The 18362-nt window shown below is 43.9% G+C and carries 16 protein-coding genes and 1 tRNA gene; 9 read left to right on the forward strand and 8 right to left on the reverse strand.

The features are described from left to right. Positions 1 to 41: 41 nt before the first annotated feature. The 5 genes from BLR43_RS10565 to dinB all read right to left on the reverse strand — a co-directional run bounded on the left by BLR43_RS10565 (position 42) and on the right by dinB (position 7401). Positions 42 to 1127: an asparaginase gene (locus tag BLR43_RS10565; protein ID WP_071001292.1), complete on the reverse strand. Its 1086-nt coding sequence runs from the start codon at positions 1125 to 1127 to the stop codon at positions 42 to 44. Between the two features lie 173 nt (positions 1128 to 1300). Further along, positions 1301 to 2983 carry a FimV/HubP family polar landmark protein gene (locus BLR43_RS10570; RefSeq protein ID WP_071001293.1) on the reverse strand — a complete coding sequence of 561 codons (1683 nt, stop codon included), beginning with the start codon at positions 2981 to 2983 and terminating at the stop codon, positions 1301 to 1303. Positions 2984 to 3034: 51 nt separating this feature from the next. Continuing rightward, positions 3035 to 4822, reverse strand: a complete 1788-nt coding sequence (locus BLR43_RS10575; RefSeq protein ID WP_071001294.1) for a type IV pilus assembly protein FimV — start codon at positions 4820 to 4822, stop codon at positions 3035 to 3037. A gap of 113 nt (positions 4823 to 4935) precedes the next feature. Then, positions 4936 to 6138 carry a tRNA preQ1(34) S-adenosylmethionine ribosyltransferase-isomerase QueA gene (queA, locus tag BLR43_RS10580; protein ID WP_071001295.1) on the reverse strand — a complete coding sequence of 401 codons (1203 nt, stop codon included), beginning with the start codon at positions 6136 to 6138 and terminating at the stop codon, positions 4936 to 4938. A 177-nt stretch (positions 6139 to 6315) separates the two neighbouring features. Next, a complete protein-coding gene (dinB, locus tag BLR43_RS10585; RefSeq protein ID WP_071001296.1) occupies positions 6316 to 7401 on the reverse strand; it encodes a DNA polymerase IV in 1086 nt (361 codons plus the stop codon). 508 nt (positions 7402 to 7909) lie between these two features. On the opposite strand from dinB, the gene BLR43_RS10590 reads away from it, so the two are divergent. Further along, complete coding sequence (locus tag BLR43_RS10590) at positions 7910 to 8155, forward strand: hypothetical protein (protein WP_071001297.1); 246 nt, start codon at positions 7910 to 7912, stop codon at positions 8153 to 8155. A gap of 75 nt (positions 8156 to 8230) precedes the next feature. Here BLR43_RS10590 and BLR43_RS10595 read toward each other — a convergent pair. Together BLR43_RS10595 and BLR43_RS10600 are read right to left on the reverse strand one after the other, a co-directional pair. Further along, positions 8231 to 8317: transfer RNA gene (locus tag BLR43_RS10595), tRNA-Leu, on the reverse strand. A 138-nt stretch (positions 8318 to 8455) separates the two neighbouring features. After that, complete coding sequence (locus BLR43_RS10600) at positions 8456 to 9229, reverse strand: ferredoxin--NADP reductase (RefSeq protein WP_071001298.1); 774 nt, start codon at positions 9227 to 9229, stop codon at positions 8456 to 8458. Between the two features lie 427 nt (positions 9230 to 9656). On the opposite strand from BLR43_RS10600, the gene tsaA reads away from it, so the two are divergent. The 8 genes from tsaA to gspK all read left to right on the forward strand — a co-directional run bounded on the left by tsaA (position 9657) and on the right by gspK (position 17660). Continuing rightward, the gene (gene tsaA / locus BLR43_RS10605) at positions 9657 to 10514 is read left to right on the forward strand and encodes a tRNA (N6-threonylcarbamoyladenosine(37)-N6)-methyltransferase TrmO (protein ID WP_071001299.1); all 858 of its coding nucleotides are present in this window, start codon (positions 9657 to 9659) and stop codon (positions 10512 to 10514) included. Between the two features lie 58 nt (positions 10515 to 10572). Continuing rightward, positions 10573 to 12360, forward strand: a complete 1788-nt coding sequence (gene tfpB / locus BLR43_RS10610; RefSeq protein WP_071001300.1) for a type IV pilus assembly ATPase TfpB — start codon at positions 10573 to 10575, stop codon at positions 12358 to 12360. A gap of 174 nt (positions 12361 to 12534) precedes the next feature. Further along, positions 12535 to 13323, forward strand: a complete 789-nt coding sequence (locus BLR43_RS10615; RefSeq protein ID WP_071001301.1) for a TatD family hydrolase — start codon at positions 12535 to 12537, stop codon at positions 13321 to 13323. Between the two features lie 234 nt (positions 13324 to 13557). Then, positions 13558 to 14241, forward strand: a complete 684-nt coding sequence (locus BLR43_RS10620; protein WP_071001302.1) for a TetR/AcrR family transcriptional regulator — start codon at positions 13558 to 13560, stop codon at positions 14239 to 14241. Between the two features lie 166 nt (positions 14242 to 14407). Beyond that, positions 14408 to 15232 carry a prepilin-type N-terminal cleavage/methylation domain-containing protein gene (locus tag BLR43_RS10625; protein ID WP_083328789.1) on the forward strand — a complete coding sequence of 275 codons (825 nt, stop codon included), beginning with the start codon at positions 14408 to 14410 and terminating at the stop codon, positions 15230 to 15232. Next, a complete protein-coding gene (gene gspI / locus BLR43_RS10630) occupies positions 15232 to 15735 on the forward strand; it encodes a type II secretion system minor pseudopilin GspI (protein WP_227517161.1) in 504 nt (167 codons plus the stop codon). Before BLR43_RS10625 ends, gspI begins: the two co-directional genes overlap by 1 nt. Positions 15736 to 15737: 2 nt before the next feature. Continuing rightward, on the forward strand, positions 15738 to 16565 hold the full coding sequence (gene gspJ, locus BLR43_RS10635) for a type II secretion system minor pseudopilin GspJ (RefSeq protein ID WP_071001303.1): 828 nt from the start codon (positions 15738 to 15740) through the stop codon (positions 16563 to 16565). Positions 16566 to 16613: 48 nt separating this feature from the next. After that, positions 16614 to 17660, forward strand: coding sequence for a type II secretion system minor pseudopilin GspK (gspK, locus tag BLR43_RS10640; RefSeq protein WP_071001304.1), 1047 nt, complete (start codon positions 16614 to 16616; stop codon positions 17658 to 17660). Between the two features lie 21 nt (positions 17661 to 17681). Here the strand turns inward: gspK and BLR43_RS10645 are convergent, their stop codons facing one another. Then, positions 17682 to 18362, reverse strand: coding sequence for a TetR family transcriptional regulator (locus tag BLR43_RS10645; protein ID WP_058023818.1), 681 nt, complete (start codon positions 18360 to 18362; stop codon positions 17682 to 17684).

The following is an 18362-nucleotide window of genomic DNA, read 5'->3' on the forward strand; positions in this document are numbered from 1 at the left end:
TGGTTTCTAAGCTTATAAAGTCGGAATTAATTAAGGAGCATTTATCGCTTTTTGATGCTTGTGCCAGGCTGACTGACATTATTCAACCAGCGCTGTCGGCGCCTTGCTGGACTGTCATAGCGCAGTAGCAACCATAACAACCGTGCATAAATAGCAGGGATGGTTAAGCGTCCACCAGCAATAACGTGGTAGTCATATTGCCAACTGCCTGCCGCGTAGCTGTCGCTCACACCGCCAAACGGACATTGACTGGCAGATATCACCATGTGTCCATGCTCGTGAACCAAATCAAGCGTCTTTGCTAGTGCAGTCGAATAGGGAATATTCCCCGCGCCAAATCCTAATAGGATAATGCCACAAGACGGCTGTGATAATAACGCTTGTAGTTGATCATTGAGCACCTGAACATCATTAGGTAAGCAGTATAAAGCATGGATTTTGGCCTGATCAGCACTTGCTTTGATATTGGGTAGTAAGTCTTGCTGATCATCAAGCCAATGCTGCCTACGGGTATCTGAGAGATTTTTTATATAACTGTTGGCTGGATACGCTGCTCGAGAGTGACCAGTAAATGCCATAAGGTCATGACTGTGAATTTTTTGCACCGTTTGTGCAGGCCACGATTCACCGCCAAAGCTGATCTTGACACCTGATTCACCAGCCGCAGCTAGCTTCAATGAGTCGTTAAGGTTGCCCCAAGCGTCGCTATGAGCATCGATATCGTAGGAGTGAATCACTTCACTATCTAATAACGGCCGCATACTTCCAGTGACCACAATACAAATATCGCTACCGGCAAACGCTTCTGCTAAAAATGCACCTAAATAACTCAACGTGTCAGTGCCACTAATCAGGACAAAGCGTTTATTACCTTGATTATAAGCATTCAGTAATAGCTGATAAAAATGTACAAAATCAACTGGCGTAAGCTGGCTACTGTCTTTGATCAGCGTGTTGTCTAGCCATGAAATTTCTGGTGAACCAGTCGTATTGCCTTGCTCAGCCAATAGTTTTTGTAGCGTAGGTAAAAAGATATCTGCCGATAGCGGCGCTAGAGGTTTGCCATAGCTACCAAAGGTACCACCAGCATAGATTAATTGAATGGGGTCAGACATAGTTTTGGTCATAAAAGAAGATGGCATAGTATCAACACAGTAAACAATTATGAAAAAAGAAGCGCCAGAGCGTTTATTAGTGACAGGTTGAGAGGTCAGTAATAGATAGTATCAGAATTAAATGCAAAAAATCAGCAAGCCTCCGATAATAAGAGATACTTGCTGATAGGCATCTAAACGACTGATTATGCTGTGCGCTCAAGTAATAGTTGTGCTTGTTGTTTCTGCTCACTATTACCCTGAGCGATCACTTCATTAAGCAAACGTTTGGCACTGTCATATTCGCCTAATTGTAAATACTGATTGGCTAAATCTAGCGTCACTTGATTGCTATCTAATGATTTTACAAAGTCAAAATCTGCGGCAAAGCGCGATGAAAAATCTTCTGCTGATTCAACCGCTTCATGACTGATATCTGTTTCAGGTTCTGCTGGTGCAACGGTAGAGGCTGGGGGAGTCGCTACGGAAGAATCTAATAAAGAGTCAGTTTCTATGATATCGAAGTCATCAGCTATAGGCGTGTCATCATCAAATCTTAACGACGTAACTGGCGTAGTATCTGATGCTTCAAAAGCATCAATGTCGGTGTCATCGTTGATCAGTTGTTCTTCAAAACTTAAGTTTGCAACGCTATCATCTTCGAGAGTACTACTGTCATTATCAGCGTTTTCAAAGTCAATATCTTCCAAAACAAAGCCATCAATATCGTTACTTACGTCAGTAGTAGATGGCTCATTAATCGCGAAAGTGTTAACGGCATCAATATCGTCTGATTCGTCCAGATCGTCTAAAGATAAAGTAAAGTCATCTTCAATGTTTTGGACAGCATTGCTAGAAGCTTCTTCTTCATTTTTATTAACAGAAGCATCTTTATCTGCATCGGCTGCTAAATCATCAAAATCTAAGATGAAGTCGTCTTCTAATACTAATGCTTCGCTTTCACTGTCTTGAACATCTGATACGTCAGAATTTTCAATTAAAGTGTTTTCTGCAGGTGATTCAAAATCGAACTCAAAGTCACTAAGGTCGTTGTCTTCTATGACCTCATCATTCTTGGCCTCGTTATTTTCGATGGTATTAGTATGGTCGCTTGTAGAAATATAAAGGCTATCATCATCCGTGGCCAATGATGTAACAGGAGTCTCATCAGTAGCATTTGACTCATTGAAATCATCTTCTAAGTCACTGAGCGTCAGATCAAAGCTATCGTCTACGTTTTCAGTAGGCTCACCTGAAAACACTGGGCTATCGATAGGTTTGTCTATTACTAAATCGTTATTATCTTCAATAACAGGACGATCAGATATGTTAGCGGTATCATCGGCTTGATTAGTAGTAGATAAATCGAAATCTAGACTATCAAAACCATCTTGATTGTTTTCTGTTGTTGCCTCGTCTGTTACCACTTCTGGTGCGGCTACTGGGCTTTGCTCTCCAATGTATAAATCTTTTAATTCATCAGCAAGCGTAATGGTTTTGGCATCGTTATGCATTTTAATGCGGTTATAGACATCATGAAAGTTTTCTGGCTGATCTAGCGTAGCGTATATGCTCAATAGCTTAATAGATAACTGACTGTCATTAGGCTTTTCGTTTAGTCCACGATTGATCGTTTCAATGGCTTTGTCGTAGCGCTGTTGATCCATGAAACGCTGGGCAATCGTAATATGATCGAACTTATTGCTATCATTTTGATTGGTTTGGGCAGCAGTGCCATAATCCGTTTTTGATGCTGGTGCAGCGGTATTTTTTACTGAGCTTGCAGGTGGTTGTACACTTTGGTTTTGTGCTTTATTTTTGCGCAATAAAAAAACAGCGACTAACAGGATAAGCACCAATCCAGCGATGATATATAGCATATTGTCCATAGTTATTCCTACTCCTAAGATCACAGCATCGTGCGTTGATCCGTTAGGCAATTATTGATTGCGTAGTTTTTTGAGACGAGCTTGTAGCTCAGCCAGTTTTTGATTTTGTAATTGAAGCTTTTTCGTATAGTTGTCCAGCGCGCTGCTGGTTTTTGACAAGCGCTGAGCTTGTGAGGCAGTCTCTTGTCTTGATGCTTTTAGCGCTGCTAATATATCGGTGCTTAGACCATTGCCTTTATCTGCCGCTGATTTCGCCTGAGTGCCATCTGCATTACCATCATGACCAGGGGCAAGGACAGAAAACTGTGCTTGCGGTAGTGTCTGGGTCTTAGTGGTTGGTTTTGTAGAGACACTTGCGGCTTGAGAGACATCAGCTGGTTTTTTAGACGTCTTTTGCGCTGGCTTTTTTGGCACAGGTGTATTCGCTCGGCGGCTATATTGTCTTTGAGCACTAATGGCTGCTTCTAAGCTTTGCTGTGACGGTATAACATCGTAGCTAGGTAAGCGAAGCTTAGCATCTGCTTTTAGTTGGTCAGCATCTTGATTAATAAAAGCATCAGGGTTCTGTGACTGAATTTGTTTCATTACAGTCGACGTGTCTAGGTTGTTTTCACGTGCGATCTGCTGCGCGATCATCCACAAACTATCATTGCGTTGCACCTGATACTGAGTTGTTGCATTCCTCGTTACTTTATTGCTAGCTGTACTTGGATTATTCATAGTTTTGGATGGTACAGGTGATGCTATATTAGCAGGTATATTACTGCCTTGAGCTGCGGCGATAACACGATTGTCTGAGTCGATTGCACTTTTTGAGTCATCTCTCGCTTTAGGGGTTGTTGCTTTGACAGGTGAGCTTGCCATGAGGTCAGAGTCTGCTTTACTGCTTGGTTGTATTTGGCGCGTCACTTGTATGTTTAGGATATCAAGCTGCTTGTCAGTACTTGGCTTATCTGCCGCAACTACGTTGTTATGAGTGCGCGCCTCAGTACCGCCTTTATCATCAGGTGTCATGGTACCGCTACTACTACTTGCTACACTTAATCCACTGTTATCCGAAGTGTTCACCGAGCTTTGGCTGTTACCAATAGCAGTTGAATGACCGGTATTATTTTTTATGTCAGCATTGCTGTTTAAGCGACCATTATTGAGACGGCTAGGTGTATAGGTAAGACTGTTGACCTGTGAGATAGCCGTCACTGTTGGCGCCTGAATATTAGGTGCTGGTGATGTAGAAGCCAACAATTCAGTCGCTGATTTGCTTGGTTTTGATAACTTGGGCGAGGATATAGCAGGGGCCGACATCAGTGGCGGCGGCGCGCCTTTTCTGACCGTCAAAGGCATGGCATTACTTACAGAAACGCTAGGCAAATTTGGCTTCTTGGCACCTGTGGCGATATTCTTACCAGTATTGATAGGTACACTATCTTTTAATGGCATCAGTAGCGTTTTTGGTACCATATTTTGCCGACCATTATCATTAATCGCTAAAACGACATCAGCAAAAGGCTTAGACACAGGCTGTGATGTGGTAATAAAAACTTGACCGCTGGTCGCCGAAGTAGGCTGAAAGCGTACCCTCATAGAGTCAGTCGAGGTCAACCCCATTTGCTGGTAAATGGTCGAGTTTGCCAAACTGGCAGAAAAGTCAGCTGATTGAATGTTACTGACGACGATGCTCGCTACTAAAGGCTCATGCTGGGCCGAAGTGACCACCGTCTTACCAATGGTTGCTGCTTGTACGCTCGGCACTAACACGGCGGACCCTACAGAACAAAATAGTGCCATCGATACCGCGCGATGTACAGTAGTCAAGCGACGAGATAGATGACAAGACATGAGCAGCCCTTTAGTATAAATAAGTTGTCTTTGCTGTTATAACAAAATACCGTTTAGTTTACCAGTTTATTTCACAACTGTTGTGTCCAATGCACAAAGTGTCTTTGTAGTGTTCACTGAGCTTTTTTATCTAGTAGCATGGCATCGCCATAACTAAAGAATCGATACTGTTTTTCGATAGCATGTTGATAGGCGTGTTCAATAGATGCCTTACCTGCGAATGCTGATACTAGCATTAGTAGTGTCGATTTAGGTAAGTGGAAATTGGTCAATAACCGATCGATAACGCCGAATTTGAACCCAGGGTAAATAAATATATCTGTATCGCCTGACCAACTAGAGAGTGCCTGACCGTCAATGGCAGTTTTTTGATAAGCCGTTTCGAGAACACGCGTCACTGTGGTACCAATCGCAATAACCTTTTTACCATTCGCGTGCGTTTGATTGATGAGGTTTGCCGTGGTCTGCGGCAAATGCGCGTATTCACTATGCATGGTGTGATTGAGTAGGTTATCTGTTTTGACGGGAGCAAAAGTACCCGCCCCAACGTGCAATGTGACAAAAGCGGTATTGATACCTTTCTCGTCAAGCTTGCTCAGTACGGATTCATCGAAGTGTAAGCTTGCCGTTGGTGCAGCCACGCTGGCGAGCTTGGCAGGATCATGAAAAACGGTTTGATAACGAGTGTTGTCAGTGTCATCAGCATGGCGCTCAAAGTAGGGCGGGATAGGCAGTTCACCATAAAGCTCTAGATGCGGCAATATCGGCGCATCAAACGCCAAAATGAATAAGTTGTCTTGGCGACCAATCATCGTAGCGCTCATATGACCATCGGCAAGTTGTAAGCGTTGACCAAGCTTGAGCGCTTTGCTGGCTTTTACATGGCAAAGGGCAATATGCTCTTGATTAACTGCTTCATCATTGGTGTCTTTTAGATGCAGTGGCACTTCATCCAAGTCCGAGATATCGACTAGGCGTTCAATCAGTACTTCAAGCTTACCGCCAGTATCCTTTTGACCAAATAAGCGTGCTTTCATCACCTTGGTATCATTAAAGACAATCAGATCTCCAGCCTCTAATAAGTGAGGCAACTCAGAAAACAAACGATCTTCTACACGAGTGTCATTTATTTGAGTACGAGCTGGCAAGTATAGAAGTTTTGAAGCAGAGCGCTGCGCTAATGGGTAGCGTGCAATCAGACTGTCTGGCAGCTCATAGTCATAATCTTCAACGCTCAGATAATCTAAGACGTCGTTTTTTTTGTCGGTATCAGTTGGCGCGTCAGTATCAGTAGAGTCAATGTGAGAGTCGGTCATAATCAGTCTTTAAATGGATAGGGATTTTGGCACAATTGTAGCAGAAATACCTTTGTGAGAGGATACTTTGCTCAGCAGTAATCATGTATAAGATATGCTTCAAACCTATAAATAGCCTAAGTAAATATTATAGGCTATGTCAACTTACAAAGAAGTTTTTATCAGTTGTAGACTAATTTACTCGAATAGATTTAGTTGAGGCAGTAACTGAGCGGCAGGTGCTAACGAAGAAAAAGTCACACCAACTAGCCGAATAGGCAGCTGGCGTGGAATATCCAAGAATAGCTTGTCTAGCCAATAATGTGCAGACTCAGCGCTATCAAACGTCGTAGAAAGCGTGTGTGAGCGAGTGATTTGAGTAAAGTCTGAATATTTGATTTTTAGAGTAATGGTATGAGCGACTAACTGCTTTTGGTGCATTTGATTAAAGGCATCGGCGTTTTGCTCATATATTTGGGTGAGTAGCGCGTCATCATCATTTAGATTATTTTTGAATGTGGTCTCTGAACCAACAGACTTGTGCGTGCGTTCAGACTTTACAGGGCGCGCATCGCGGCCATGAGCAATATCATGATAAAACTGACCACGTTTACCAAATTCTTGTACCAATACGGCAGCTGGTGTACGCCGAAGATCAGCGCCATTACTTACACCCATCGCATGTAAGCGCTTTGCCGTTGCTTTGCCTATGCCATGAAACCGCTCAATGGGTAGCGTGCTAATAAAGTGATCTGCCTCTTTTGGCGTGATGATGGCTGTACCGTTAGGCTTATTGATGTCAGAGGCAATCTTGGCGAGCATTTTATTAAATGACACGCCAGCAGACGCAGTCAATCCTGTATATTCCAATATCTGCGCACGTAACCAATTGGCCATCAATGTCGCTGAGCCTTTGTGTACAGATAACCCTGTGACATCAAGATACGCTTCATCTAATGATAGCGGCTCCACATGGGGCGTTAAACTATGCATAATGCGGCGAATATCACTACTGACCGCTCGATAAACCTCGAAACGCGGTCTTACAAATATCACTTCTGGGCAAAGTTTGCGAGCTTCATAGCATGACATTGCAGAGCGTACACCGAATTGACGCACCTCATAACTGGCAGCGGCAACCACACCTCGACCATTAGGATCGCCACCAACCACCAATGGCTTACCACGTAGTTCAGGAAAGTCACGCTGCTCCACACTGGCATAAAAAGCATCCATATCGATATGAATAATTTTACGGGAGTTCAATTGAATAGAGTCTGTCATATTCAATATTTTACCTGAATTAATGGCTTTTTCTATTATCAATTGTTAGAGACCAAAGTAGCTTTTCCGTAAATTTTTGACTAAACCGCAATAATATTTAACTATTGATATATATTGGTAATTAAATATATTGTAATGTTATGTACAGCAAACAAGACAACTTTATAAACCTTATGCTAATGTTAGCGAACAGTTGTTTTCTATCAGCATCTTTTATTAAGAGGTTTGGTAAGTTATTTTATTTTAATAAACCGTCTATCTTAATAGAGCTGCCATTCATCATAAATTTGATGGACATCTATTATAGTTGGCAGATTAAAGTTTTAAACTATAAGTATTCACAGTAATAGGTACGGTAACAAGAGTAGTTAACGCCTCATATATTTTTAGTACTGTAAAAAGACGTTGTTTGTAGCGCTCATACCAAACTTGTGCATTGAGTACTGGTAGATTAGCTCTTTAAAAAAATATCGTTGCTAGAGAGTTCAGAACGACCAAGGAGCAGAAAATGAATAACGAATTGAAAGGGAGTGATTTAACACGGGCAATGCTAGCACGCGGCGAAAAACGAGTATGGTGTGCAGTTTGCGATGACAGCGACGAGCAAGCTATGATGGATCATTGTGGTAATGACTTTACCGCGTATATTGTGTCGTTTCGTAATGGGTCTTTTTATTGCAGTGCTGGCATGCCATGGAGCTATGCCGTACCGATTAAGATAAGTGTTGTTAGAGAATCTGAAGTAGCGATGTAAACAAAGAATTCACAGATATAAAAGTAACAGACACAAAAAAACCTCCGAAAAGGGAGGTTAGATTGTACTGCTATATGGTACCAGTGGTCGGACTCGAACCGACACGCTTTTAAAGGCAACGGATTTTGAATCCGTCATGTCTACCAATTCCATCACACTGGCATGTTAGAAGATAATGTCTATTAAATAAATATTATCGAATTGGGCTACAGGGTTAACTCTGTATAGGCTGCGTATTATAGCAGCCTATTTTTGGTCGTCAAGACTTATTTAAAATAATTTTCGATCAATTCAACATTTTTATCCTACAAAGGCACGTTCAACTGCGTAATCTGCTTGCACACCCATGCGCGGTGATACAGTCAGACCAAAATCATCTAGAATGGCTGACACTTCGGCGTTGAATGGCATGCTGCCACATAACATGACGCGGTCGTCGTCTTTATTCATTGGAGGCAAACCGATGTCTTCGAATAATTTGCCAGACTTCATCAAGTCTGTGACTCGGCCTTGGTTTCTAAACTCTTCACGAGTGACAGTCGGGTAGTAGATGAACTTTTCGCGGAACCATTCACCAAAGATTTCATCATTCGGTAGCTCATTTTCGAACATATCGCGATAAGCCAAATCATCAACGTGGCGGACACCATGAACCAAAATAACTTTGTCAAAACGATCATATACTTCAGGGTCACGTGCCAATGCCAAGAAAGGGGCAAGTCCGGTACCTGTTGAGAGCATGTATAAATGTTTGCCAGGTAATAAATCATCTAATACCAACGTACCTGTTGGTTTTTTGCTGACCAATAGCTCATCGCCGACTTTGATGTGCTGCAAACGTGAGGTTAAAGGGCCGTCTTGAACTTTGATGGAGAAAAACTCTAAATGCTCTTCGTAGTTAGGACTAGCAATCGAGTAAGCACGTAGCAGTGGTCTACCATCGACAACAAGACCAATCATCGCAAATTCGCCATTACGAAAGCGTAGGCCATCGTCACGAGTGGTTTTAATGCTAAATAGAGAGTCATTCCAATGATGAACCTCTGTGACCGTTTCGGTGCGAAGTTTTGACATAAAGTCCTCGTTAATTAATAAGTGGTTATCGCTGTCGTTAGGCTTAAATACGTATTAAATCAAAATTTTCAATGATAGATTAAAAAATATAAAAACCTATCAGTATTCTAATAGTTATCGAAAAAGCTGAATGTTAAAACGTACCTACCGTAAAATTCAATAATCAGGTTTATCTATCAGCCGATAGGGCTGTAGACTATTTTTCTTGCATGTTAAATCATCAGTATTGATAAGAGGAGTTACAGATAAGCCAAATGTAAAAGACTCTCATCAAAAAATTTCTTGCACATGATATCAAACTTTAAAGTAAAAATCCGTCTAGCTGCTACCCACCAGCATGATAAAATGGAATATCGTTAGTGAGTAATTTTGTATCATTTGGCCAAATTGTCTAAAAAGAACCGTTTTTTATTACTGGAGCCGCGCTATGTCTGATGACAATATGTCTTTAGATAACTCTCACCACGCCCCAATCATTGGCTACCATCGTGCGCCGCTTTCACAAAAATTTGGGGCGCCGCGTCAGCCGAATTTGGTCGCGCTGATCAGTGCCATTGAAATGCTAGCGCCCTACGATACGCCAGCCGCGTTTGAGGGTTTAGAAGACTTTAGCCATATATGGATCAGTTGGCAGTTTCATCATAATTATCGAGATAAAGACAATCAACAAGCCAATAATGGCTTTCGAGCGCAAGTGCGGCCACCAAGACTGGGTGGCAACCAAAAGATAGGCGTATTTGCCAGTCGCAGTATGTATCGTCCATCAGAACTGGGACTGTCCGTTGTCAAACTTGAGCGTATTGAGATAGTACAAGGTCGCGTACTACTTATCATCAAGGGTGCTGATATGATAGATGGCACGCCAATTATCGATATAAAGCCGTACGTAGCTTATAGCGACGTGCTTCTAGATGCAAAAAGTGGATTTGCACCGATTGCGCCAACATTGCTAGATGTGGTCATAACAGAGGCGGCTTACGAACAATTTATGCTGCTAGCAAGCGTAGCAGAGCCTGCTGAAGTCAGTAATAATGATGCAAGCCATAGCTCTATAAAGAGTGTGCCGAAAAGTGCTACAGTTGCTTCGATGGTCGAGCACATACAAAGTCAATTGCTAATCTCTGATATCGATGCTATCAAAGCGCTAATTGCGCAAGATCCAAGGCCTGCATACCGCCGCAGAGAGAAAAAAACCTCATTTATCATGCGCTATAAGTCTGTTGATGTGAGCTTTTGGCTGATAGACTCAGGACAGTTGCAAATAACAGCGGTAGTGGCAATATAAGTGATATGAATCGATAGCATGTTTGTCAACGTACCCCAAACAATAAAAGAAGAAAAATATGGCTGCTCAGAATTATTCGATAGTGATTGATTTACGCTGGTGCCTAGATGAATTATTGGCAGATAAAGTCATCGATCAACGTGGCTATAATTTGGTAATCACCAGCCGCCGAAACAAAGCGCAGCATCCATTGCTGACGATTAGTGAGTTTGGCTTGCCCAATGGCCATGCCCTAGATGGTAACTCTGATAATAAGTTGACGCTGGCATGGCTAAATCAGTGGCTAGCGGCCAAAGCAGACATGCCACTCGTTCGTATTGATCCATTAAAAGTTGACGTCCCGGCAGTGACGCAGCTGATGTCTTTTGAATATGCACGCTCACAGTATATTTTGCCCATTGAGGTCACTTTAGATGAAGTGGTCATCGGGACAGATCAACCTTTTTATACCGATTGGCACTCAAATATCGAAAAGCTAATCAAGTCAAAAAGCTATCGCACGGTCTATATCAATCCTGAGCAAATCAATCGCTACCGCCAAGAGTTCTATCAAGTCACGCAAGCAATAGCAGGGGCAAATAGTGTTCACAAACGTGCTGCGGCTGATGTTACTAATGTCGAAGCATTGCTGCAATTGGGTGACAACACCAACCCTGATGCCAATGACCAGCATATCGTCAGAGTCGTTGATTGGCTCTTACAATATGCTTTTGAGCAGCGTGCCAGTGATATCCATTTGGAGCCGCGCCGTGAGACAGGAAAAGTGCGTTTTCGTATTGATGGCGTGCTGCATACTGTGTACGAGATGCCACTCGCGATTATCGTGGCAGTGACGGCACGTATCAAAATCTTAGGGCGTCTGAACGTTGCAGAAAAACGTAAGCCGCAAGATGGTCGACTAAAAACGCGTACGCCGAAAGGGCTAGAGACTGAGCTACGTCTCTCTACCATGCCCACTGCCTTTGGTGAAAAGCTGGTCATGCGAGTCTTTGACCCTGAAGTGCTCGTACGCTCGTTCGCGCAGCTTGGTCTGTCGGGTAAGCAGCTTGAGACGTGGCATGAGCTGACCGCAAATCCCAACGGCATTATTTTGGTCACGGGCCCAACCGGATCAGGTAAAACCACCACCCTTTATAGCACGCTCAAGCAGCTAGCCACTGAGCAGGTGAATGTTTGTACGATTGAAGACCCCATTGAGATGATCGAGCCTGCCTTTAACCAAATGCAGGTCAATCCAGGTGTCGATTTGTACTTTGCGGATGGTATTCGCTCCCTGATGCGTCAGGATCCTGACATCATTATGGTTGGGGAGATACGGGATGCAGAAACAGCAAATATGGCAGTACAAGCCTCACTGACGGGGCATTTGGTGCTCTCGACCTTGCATACCAATGACGCACCAAGTTCTATTACGCGCTTGCACGATCTGGGTATTCAGCCTTTTTTGACCTCAGCGACTATATTAGGGGTCATGGCACAGCGCCTGTTACGGACGCTATGTCCGCACTGCAAAAAAGCAGTAGAGGTGACGCCGGACAGCGAAATAGCCATTCAGTGGCAAGAGCTTGTTCAGCCTTGGCGCGCGCCAGTACCCACACAGATTTATACCGCGCAAGGCTGCGAGCACTGTCGACATACTGGCTATCAAGGACGAGTCGGACTCTATGAGATTATGCCGCTCTCTAATGAGTTAAAAAAATTGGTCGCTGCCGATGCCAATTTAGACGTACTTAAGCAACAGGCATACCGCGAAGGGGTGCAACCCTTACGTGTCTCTGGTGCAAAACGCGTGAGTGAAGGGGTGACGACGATAGAAGAGGTGATGCGTGTGGTGCCGCTACATTAGTATGAGGTATTTACAAACCAGATTATCAACAATAGCCACACCTAAATATTGCTGTGTTTGACTATAGCGATATTTTCTCGACTTGAAAATATAAGTCTTTAGAGCAATCAACACACTAACGAATGTTAAATTCCAATAACTTTTACTGATATTGTTCCAATAACGAGATTATTTATGTTTACAGATACACATTGCCACCTTAACCGCTTAGATCTAACCAAATATGATGGCCAACTGGCTGGCGCGATTGACGCCATGAAAACGGCTAATGTCACTCGCGCGATGGCGATCATGTGTGATTTTGCTGAATATGATGAGATTGCTGATATTGTCAGCACTTATAATGATGAGACTTTAAACCTAGGGATGAGCGTCGGTATTCATCCTTGTGAAGACATTGGTATATTACAATCAGCGACAGTCGAGCGTCTGATAGAAACGGCCAAAGCGGATCATGTGTGGGCAATTGGAGAGACAGGACTCGATTATTACTGGTCAACAGAAAACAAAAAAGCGCAGCAAGCCAGCCTTGCGCGTCATATTCATGCCAGTCAGCAACTAAAAAAGCCACTCGTCATCCATATGCGTGATGCCAAAGAAGACACGATTGATATTCTAAAAAGTGAAGGTGCGGAGCATGGCATCATTCATTGTTTTACTGAAGATTGGGAGACGGCGAAGCGTGCGCTAGATCTAGGGTTTTATATCTCATTCTCAGGTATCGTGAGCTTTAAGAGCGCGCAAGACATCAAGGATGCAGCTCAAAAAATGCCGAGAGACAGAATACTTATTGAAACTGACAGTCCATACTTGGCGCCAGTCCCCAAACGCGGTAGACCAAACGAGCCTGCATATGTTCCCTACGTGGCAAACTGTATCGCAGACATGTATGGATGTAGTAGCGAGGAAGTCGGTGCACTGACGGCAAAAAACTTTGAAAATTTACTGGCACAGTATCATTAAAATGGTTATGCTATGACCACTCAGTCATTTATTTGATAGTCTTGTGGTTCAATTCCCTTAGGTATGTATCACACTAAATATAGCCACCTGATTATCAATGACTATTTAGCAAACATAAGCATATTCCCTTTTGTGGTCCTCGAGCAGTCTTGGTACAGTCTCATACTTTCATTGCCGATGTACTGCCGTAAATGATGGTTGTATGCTTAATCTTGTCATGTTTTAGGAGAGATTATGAGTCGTCAGCATCAGTTTAAGGCACGAGAAGAAAATATCTTAGCGATGGCAGAGCAATTGCTACTTGAGTCAGGCGATGGTGATATTACTTTGGACAGTTTGGCAGATCAGCTCGACTTGGCTAAAGGCACGCTATATAAGCATTTTTCTAGCAAAGATGAGCTTTATCTGCGTATTATTATCCGCTACGAAGAGCAGCTATTTGATATCAACCGTATTGATGACTGTCCCTCGGCAGGCGTTGCCCGCATGATTCTTCAGCAGCTATTTAATCCACAAAAAGCCATGCTATTGAATCAAATCGAAGAGCGTCTGGCAGCATCGGTCACTGGTCTGAATCGCTTATTTGGCGAGTTGTATGATATTCGTCGCCAGCGTATGAAGCGCTTGATTGATATTATCAGTGCTTATCTGAAAGACGAGCATAGTAGTCTGAGTACTCGCGATTATTTATCTTCTATTTGGGCGATGGGTCAAGGCGGTGCGGGTCTACTAAACTCAAGCTTTTATCAGCGTTATTTGGGTCGACGTGATACCTTGCGCTACGCCTTTGTTCAGCAAATGCTAGAATTGCCGAGTCATTATCCTGCCGAAGATGAAGAGGTGATGGATGAGGATATGCAAGAATTAGTAGAGCAGATCGATACTGAATCAGAAGAGCATCGCAATACCAATTATTAGAATGTCGACTGATTTTCGATGTCATTGATTATTTAGTGTTACGTGTTGTCATACCTGATATGGCAGCACGTCAAAATGTATCTTTCAATGTATCTTTCTTAGCGTTCATAAAAATGAACGTTATCACCCTATATACAAAACTGAATTACAGGCTTATAGGTGCAATATGCCGGTCACTGTCAAGACTCAGTCCAGCTCAGCAGCCAATTGCCCTTTAGCCATCGTCGGTCAATCGCCTTGTCCAAATCGCTTTGGTATTTTAGCTACATCGTCTGATTGTAGTTGTCTCTCTCTATCAAGTAATGCATGTCCCTCACAACATACCTCATCAATAAGCAGTCATAAGCAAAGTGGTTTTACGCTGGTTGAAATCGTGGTAGTGGTGGTGATTCTATCTATATTTGCCGGCATGATGAGTCTGTCTGTCGGCAGTAGTGACTCTCGCAAAAACCGCGCCTTTTATGAACACTTCACTGATTCGCTGAGCTACGTCCGTTTGCTATCAGTTGAGCGTATGCAGCCGATGGGCTTACGTTTGCAGGCAGATAAGCAGGGACAGGTAGCGCCTGTAATCGTTACCTTATCGAATCCTTATATTGCCTATCAAACGGCTGATATTTCAGTAGGTAACAGGGACAACCAGCCAAAGAACGCAATGGAGCTGTCTGCTGATTTGAGCAGTCTGTCAGACTCTACTGGAGAGACTCAGCCAACACCGAGCTGGGAGGTTGAATCAGAGGTTAGCTTGCCTGAGCTGCCCGCTGGCGTGAGTATCAGAGTGCAGAGCTTGGATGCTAGTAATTCAACGAGTACAGGACAGACGCAAACGCTACAGCCTTGGTTTAGTGATCAAAGCGTGCCGCAGGTACTATGGTTTGGTACGGGCCAAGCGACGCCTGTCAACATCGAAGTAATTCACGATTCGCGTCTGGTGGGTGAGGTGATTACGATAATGCCCGATGGTAGTATGATGATAGGGCAGGGATTATAGTGAATAAGTTGTCCAAATATTCGGCGACGAAGGCTCAGCCTACGTCTCTCAAATCTATATCACTTAAGTCTGGGCGCGAGAGTGGTTTTACCTTGATTGAGGTAATGGTTGCCTTAGCCATTCTGGCAGTAGTGGCCGTCGCGGCGAGCCGTGCTAGCAGTGCGTATTTGAAATCGGTTGATATATTGCGCACCCGCACGCTTGCTCATTTTGTCGCACAAAATGCCGCTGCTGATTTGCGTATTCAAGACACATGGTTGACCGCCAACCGTACCCAAACGATTAATGCTCAAGGGCGTGACTGGCAAATAGTCATGACTGTCGGTGATGCCATCACACCTGCACTAAAACAAGTAAATATCGCAGTGGCGCCTATCATAGACGGACAGGCAGGCACGTCGGTCACTGATATTAGTGTCATGCTAAGCAATGCCGACCAAGATACAGGCAGTTTAGATTTAAGTAGTGAAAGTAGTATCGGACAAGCAGGGGGCGGCTTGTGAGTATGAAACTACAGCGCGGATTCACGCTCCTTGAGCTAATGGTTGCCATGGCGATATTTGCCATGCTGGCAGTGGCAGGCTGGCAAGTATTTGATGGTGTCAACCGCGCCCGCGAGCGCGTACAACGTCATGCGGATAATTTAGCCGTACTACAGTATGCCTATCTACAATTACAGCAAGACATGGCACAAATAATCCCGTATCAAGCGCCTAATACTCAAAATACTGGGACGGCGAGTAGCGATATAAATGGCAATACGAATAATAATGCTCAAGACAATACGCCTGAGCCATTTATGAGCTTGGACGGTGAACATATCAGCTTTGTACGCTTTGCTGATCCTGATCCACGTTATCAAAGCAGCACTAGTCTCCAGCATATTGAATATATTTTTGCAGATGAGCGCCTGATACGTCGTCAATATACCAGTCTTGAAGATGGACGCGATAGCGTCAGTTTAGACAGTGTGTTATTAGAAGGTGTTACTGCTGGGCGTTGGCAAGCCTATTTGCCAGAGCTTAGCACCAAATTTCCAAGCGATGACGTCAATAATAGTAGCAATACAAATATAGCATTGGGGCAAGCAGCGGGTGCTAACCCCGATGTTGTTTTGCTACCCAAAGGGGTTGCCGTCAACTTTACTTATCAAGAGATACCAATCACTTGGCAGTGGGCCCTAGCGCCACAACCAATACCCCGTAGTAGCGCAAAGGCTGCTAATAGCAGCGATAGTAATGATAATAGCAGCGACAATAATAATGGTAGTGATAGTAACAACAGTAATAGCGGTAGTAATACAGATAATAGCAGTGTGGGACACAGTAATTGAGAAGGTAGTATTTAACATGCATCACTTGCTCAGCGACATAAGCTCTCTATGACAATGAAAGCAAACTCTCAGCGCGGTGTGGCGCTGCTTACTATCTTACTATTGGTGGTGAGTATCACGGTGGTGGCAAGCGCGATGCTTGCTAGCCAAAAAGTTGCGATTAGGCGCAGCGGATTATTGTTTGATCAAAATCAGCTATTGCAAGACATCGATGCCGGTCAGCAGCTGGCAGTGACGATGATTCGTGCTGATAGCAAGCTTAACGACACCGATAGTGAGCAAGATATCTGGGCACAGCCGATACTGCCGTACACATTAGCGAATCATAGTGTCAGCATCGAGCTGCGTGATGAGGCGGGTCGTTTTAATATCAACAACTTACATCAAGGTGGCACGGTTGATACTGCTGCGCTAGAAGTGTTCCAACGTCTCTTAACACAGTTGAATTTAGAACCAGATATTGCTATTGCCGTCCTCGATTGGCAAGATACGGACAGTGAAGTCTATCTAGATGGCGGTGATGAAAGTGCGGTATATTCTCAGCAACTAAACCGTTCAGTAGATGGCGCACTACCAAACCAGCCTTTTGTTAGCGTTGATCAGTTACAAGAGGTTCAAGGGGTGAGTGCAGAGGTGTTAGCGACACTACGACCTTATCTGACGGCGGTTCCTTATTATTTACCTATCAATATTAATACTGCGAGCCCCGCATTGCTTGCCGCACTGATCGATGGTGCCAGCAGTCAGCAGATGCAAGGGATAGTCGACACGCGCAGTAAGCAAGCGCTCACGTCTATCGATGAGCTATGGCAACTGCCAATTTTGAGTGGCTTAGATAAAAAGCAGCGGGCAGCATTGACGCCTTTGTTGGCAGTTGATAGCCAAGCCTTTATGGCGCTTATTACCGCGAGTGATAATGCAACTGTTGGTCAGGCAAGACAGCGCTTTGCCACTGTCTTGATTGGTAAAAACGCAGCGAACGACAGTCAAACCTCAAACGACACTAGTGGTAGCAGTAGCGATGTCATTAGCGGAAAGCCCAAGGAAGTCAAAGTAGTCACGCAGCGACTATGGGCGTTTCGTCCTAGTTTTTGATGAATGGTAGTGCGCTTTTTATTAATCTCTCAAGCGAGTCTCTTCACTAGATTTCCAGTTATAAGCCCCATAAAACAACATCTGCGCTTGGCGAGTGCAGTTATGTAGCATCAACTGTTTATTTTCTTCGATGACATTTAGATCGATTTCGTCATCGTGATCTTCAGTGTAGGTCAATTCTAACCAGTCGATAATCCAAGAAAAGAACATATTTACGCCAGCCTCAGCCAATAGACGACGGTCATAATCATTGATATGGGTAAATGCTGGCTGTAATGCCAGATCATCTGCCAAGCTTTGGGCATGTTTTTTAACCAGTTCATTGATGGCTTTTCGCACAGATTCTGAGCCACCGTAGCGCTCACTGACCAAAAACTGCCAGTAGTAAGGCTGATCGCTGACCATATATAAGAACAACTGAATGCTTTTGGCTATCTGACGATCAAAGCTACGCTTGCGTCCAATTTGTAGGCTATCGCTGAGTGTGGCGAGCGTACCACCCAACTCTTCGATGACCAAGGCGCGACCGAGCGACTCCATATCATCAAAATGGCGATAAAACGCAGTCGGCACAACGCCAACCTCACGCGTGACTTGTCTGAGACTGATAGAGCTAAAAGACTGCCCTGTCATACATAGATCGAGTACGGCATTAAAAAAAGCGTGCCGAGTTTGAAGTTTTTTTTGTTCGCGACTGCTCAT

The organism is Psychrobacter pacificensis (assembly GCF_900101915.1).
Lineage (GTDB): Bacteria > Pseudomonadota > Gammaproteobacteria > Pseudomonadales > Moraxellaceae > Psychrobacter > Psychrobacter pacificensis.

Excerpts from the sequence above, each read along its gene's own strand:
- BLR43_RS10565 (WP_071001292.1), bottom strand. The coding sequence starts at position 1,127 with ATGACCAAAACTATGTCTGACCCCATTCAATTAATCTATGCTGGTGGT.
- BLR43_RS10570 (WP_071001293.1), bottom strand. The coding sequence starts at position 2,983 with ATGGACAATATGCTATATATCATCGCTGGATTGGTGCTTATCCTGTTA.
- BLR43_RS10575 (WP_071001294.1), bottom strand. The coding sequence starts at position 4,822 with ATGTCTTGTCATCTATCTCGTCGCTTGACTACTGTACATCGCGCGGTA.
- queA (WP_071001295.1), bottom strand. The coding sequence starts at position 6,138 with ATGACCGACTCTCACATTGACTCTACTGATACTGACGCGCCAACTGAT.
- dinB (WP_071001296.1), bottom strand. The coding sequence starts at position 7,401 with ATGACAGACTCTATTCAATTGAACTCCCGTAAAATTATTCATATCGAT.
- BLR43_RS10590 (WP_071001297.1), top strand. The coding sequence starts at position 7,910 with ATGAATAACGAATTGAAAGGGAGTGATTTAACACGGGCAATGCTAGCA.
- BLR43_RS10600 (WP_071001298.1), bottom strand. The coding sequence starts at position 9,229 with ATGTCAAAACTTCGCACCGAAACGGTCACAGAGGTTCATCATTGGAAT.
- tsaA (WP_071001299.1), top strand. The coding sequence starts at position 9,657 with ATGTCTGATGACAATATGTCTTTAGATAACTCTCACCACGCCCCAATC.
- tfpB (WP_071001300.1), top strand. The coding sequence starts at position 10,573 with ATGGCTGCTCAGAATTATTCGATAGTGATTGATTTACGCTGGTGCCTA.
- BLR43_RS10615 (WP_071001301.1), top strand. The coding sequence starts at position 12,535 with ATGTTTACAGATACACATTGCCACCTTAACCGCTTAGATCTAACCAAA.
- BLR43_RS10620 (WP_071001302.1), top strand. The coding sequence starts at position 13,558 with ATGAGTCGTCAGCATCAGTTTAAGGCACGAGAAGAAAATATCTTAGCG.
- BLR43_RS10625 (WP_083328789.1), top strand. The coding sequence starts at position 14,408 with ATGCCGGTCACTGTCAAGACTCAGTCCAGCTCAGCAGCCAATTGCCCT.
- gspJ (WP_071001303.1), top strand. The coding sequence starts at position 15,738 with ATGAAACTACAGCGCGGATTCACGCTCCTTGAGCTAATGGTTGCCATG.
- gspK (WP_071001304.1), top strand. The coding sequence starts at position 16,614 with ATGACAATGAAAGCAAACTCTCAGCGCGGTGTGGCGCTGCTTACTATC.
- BLR43_RS10645 (WP_058023818.1), bottom strand. The coding sequence starts at position 18,362 with ATGAGCAGTCGCGAACAAAAAAAACTTCAAACTCGGCACGCTTTTTTT.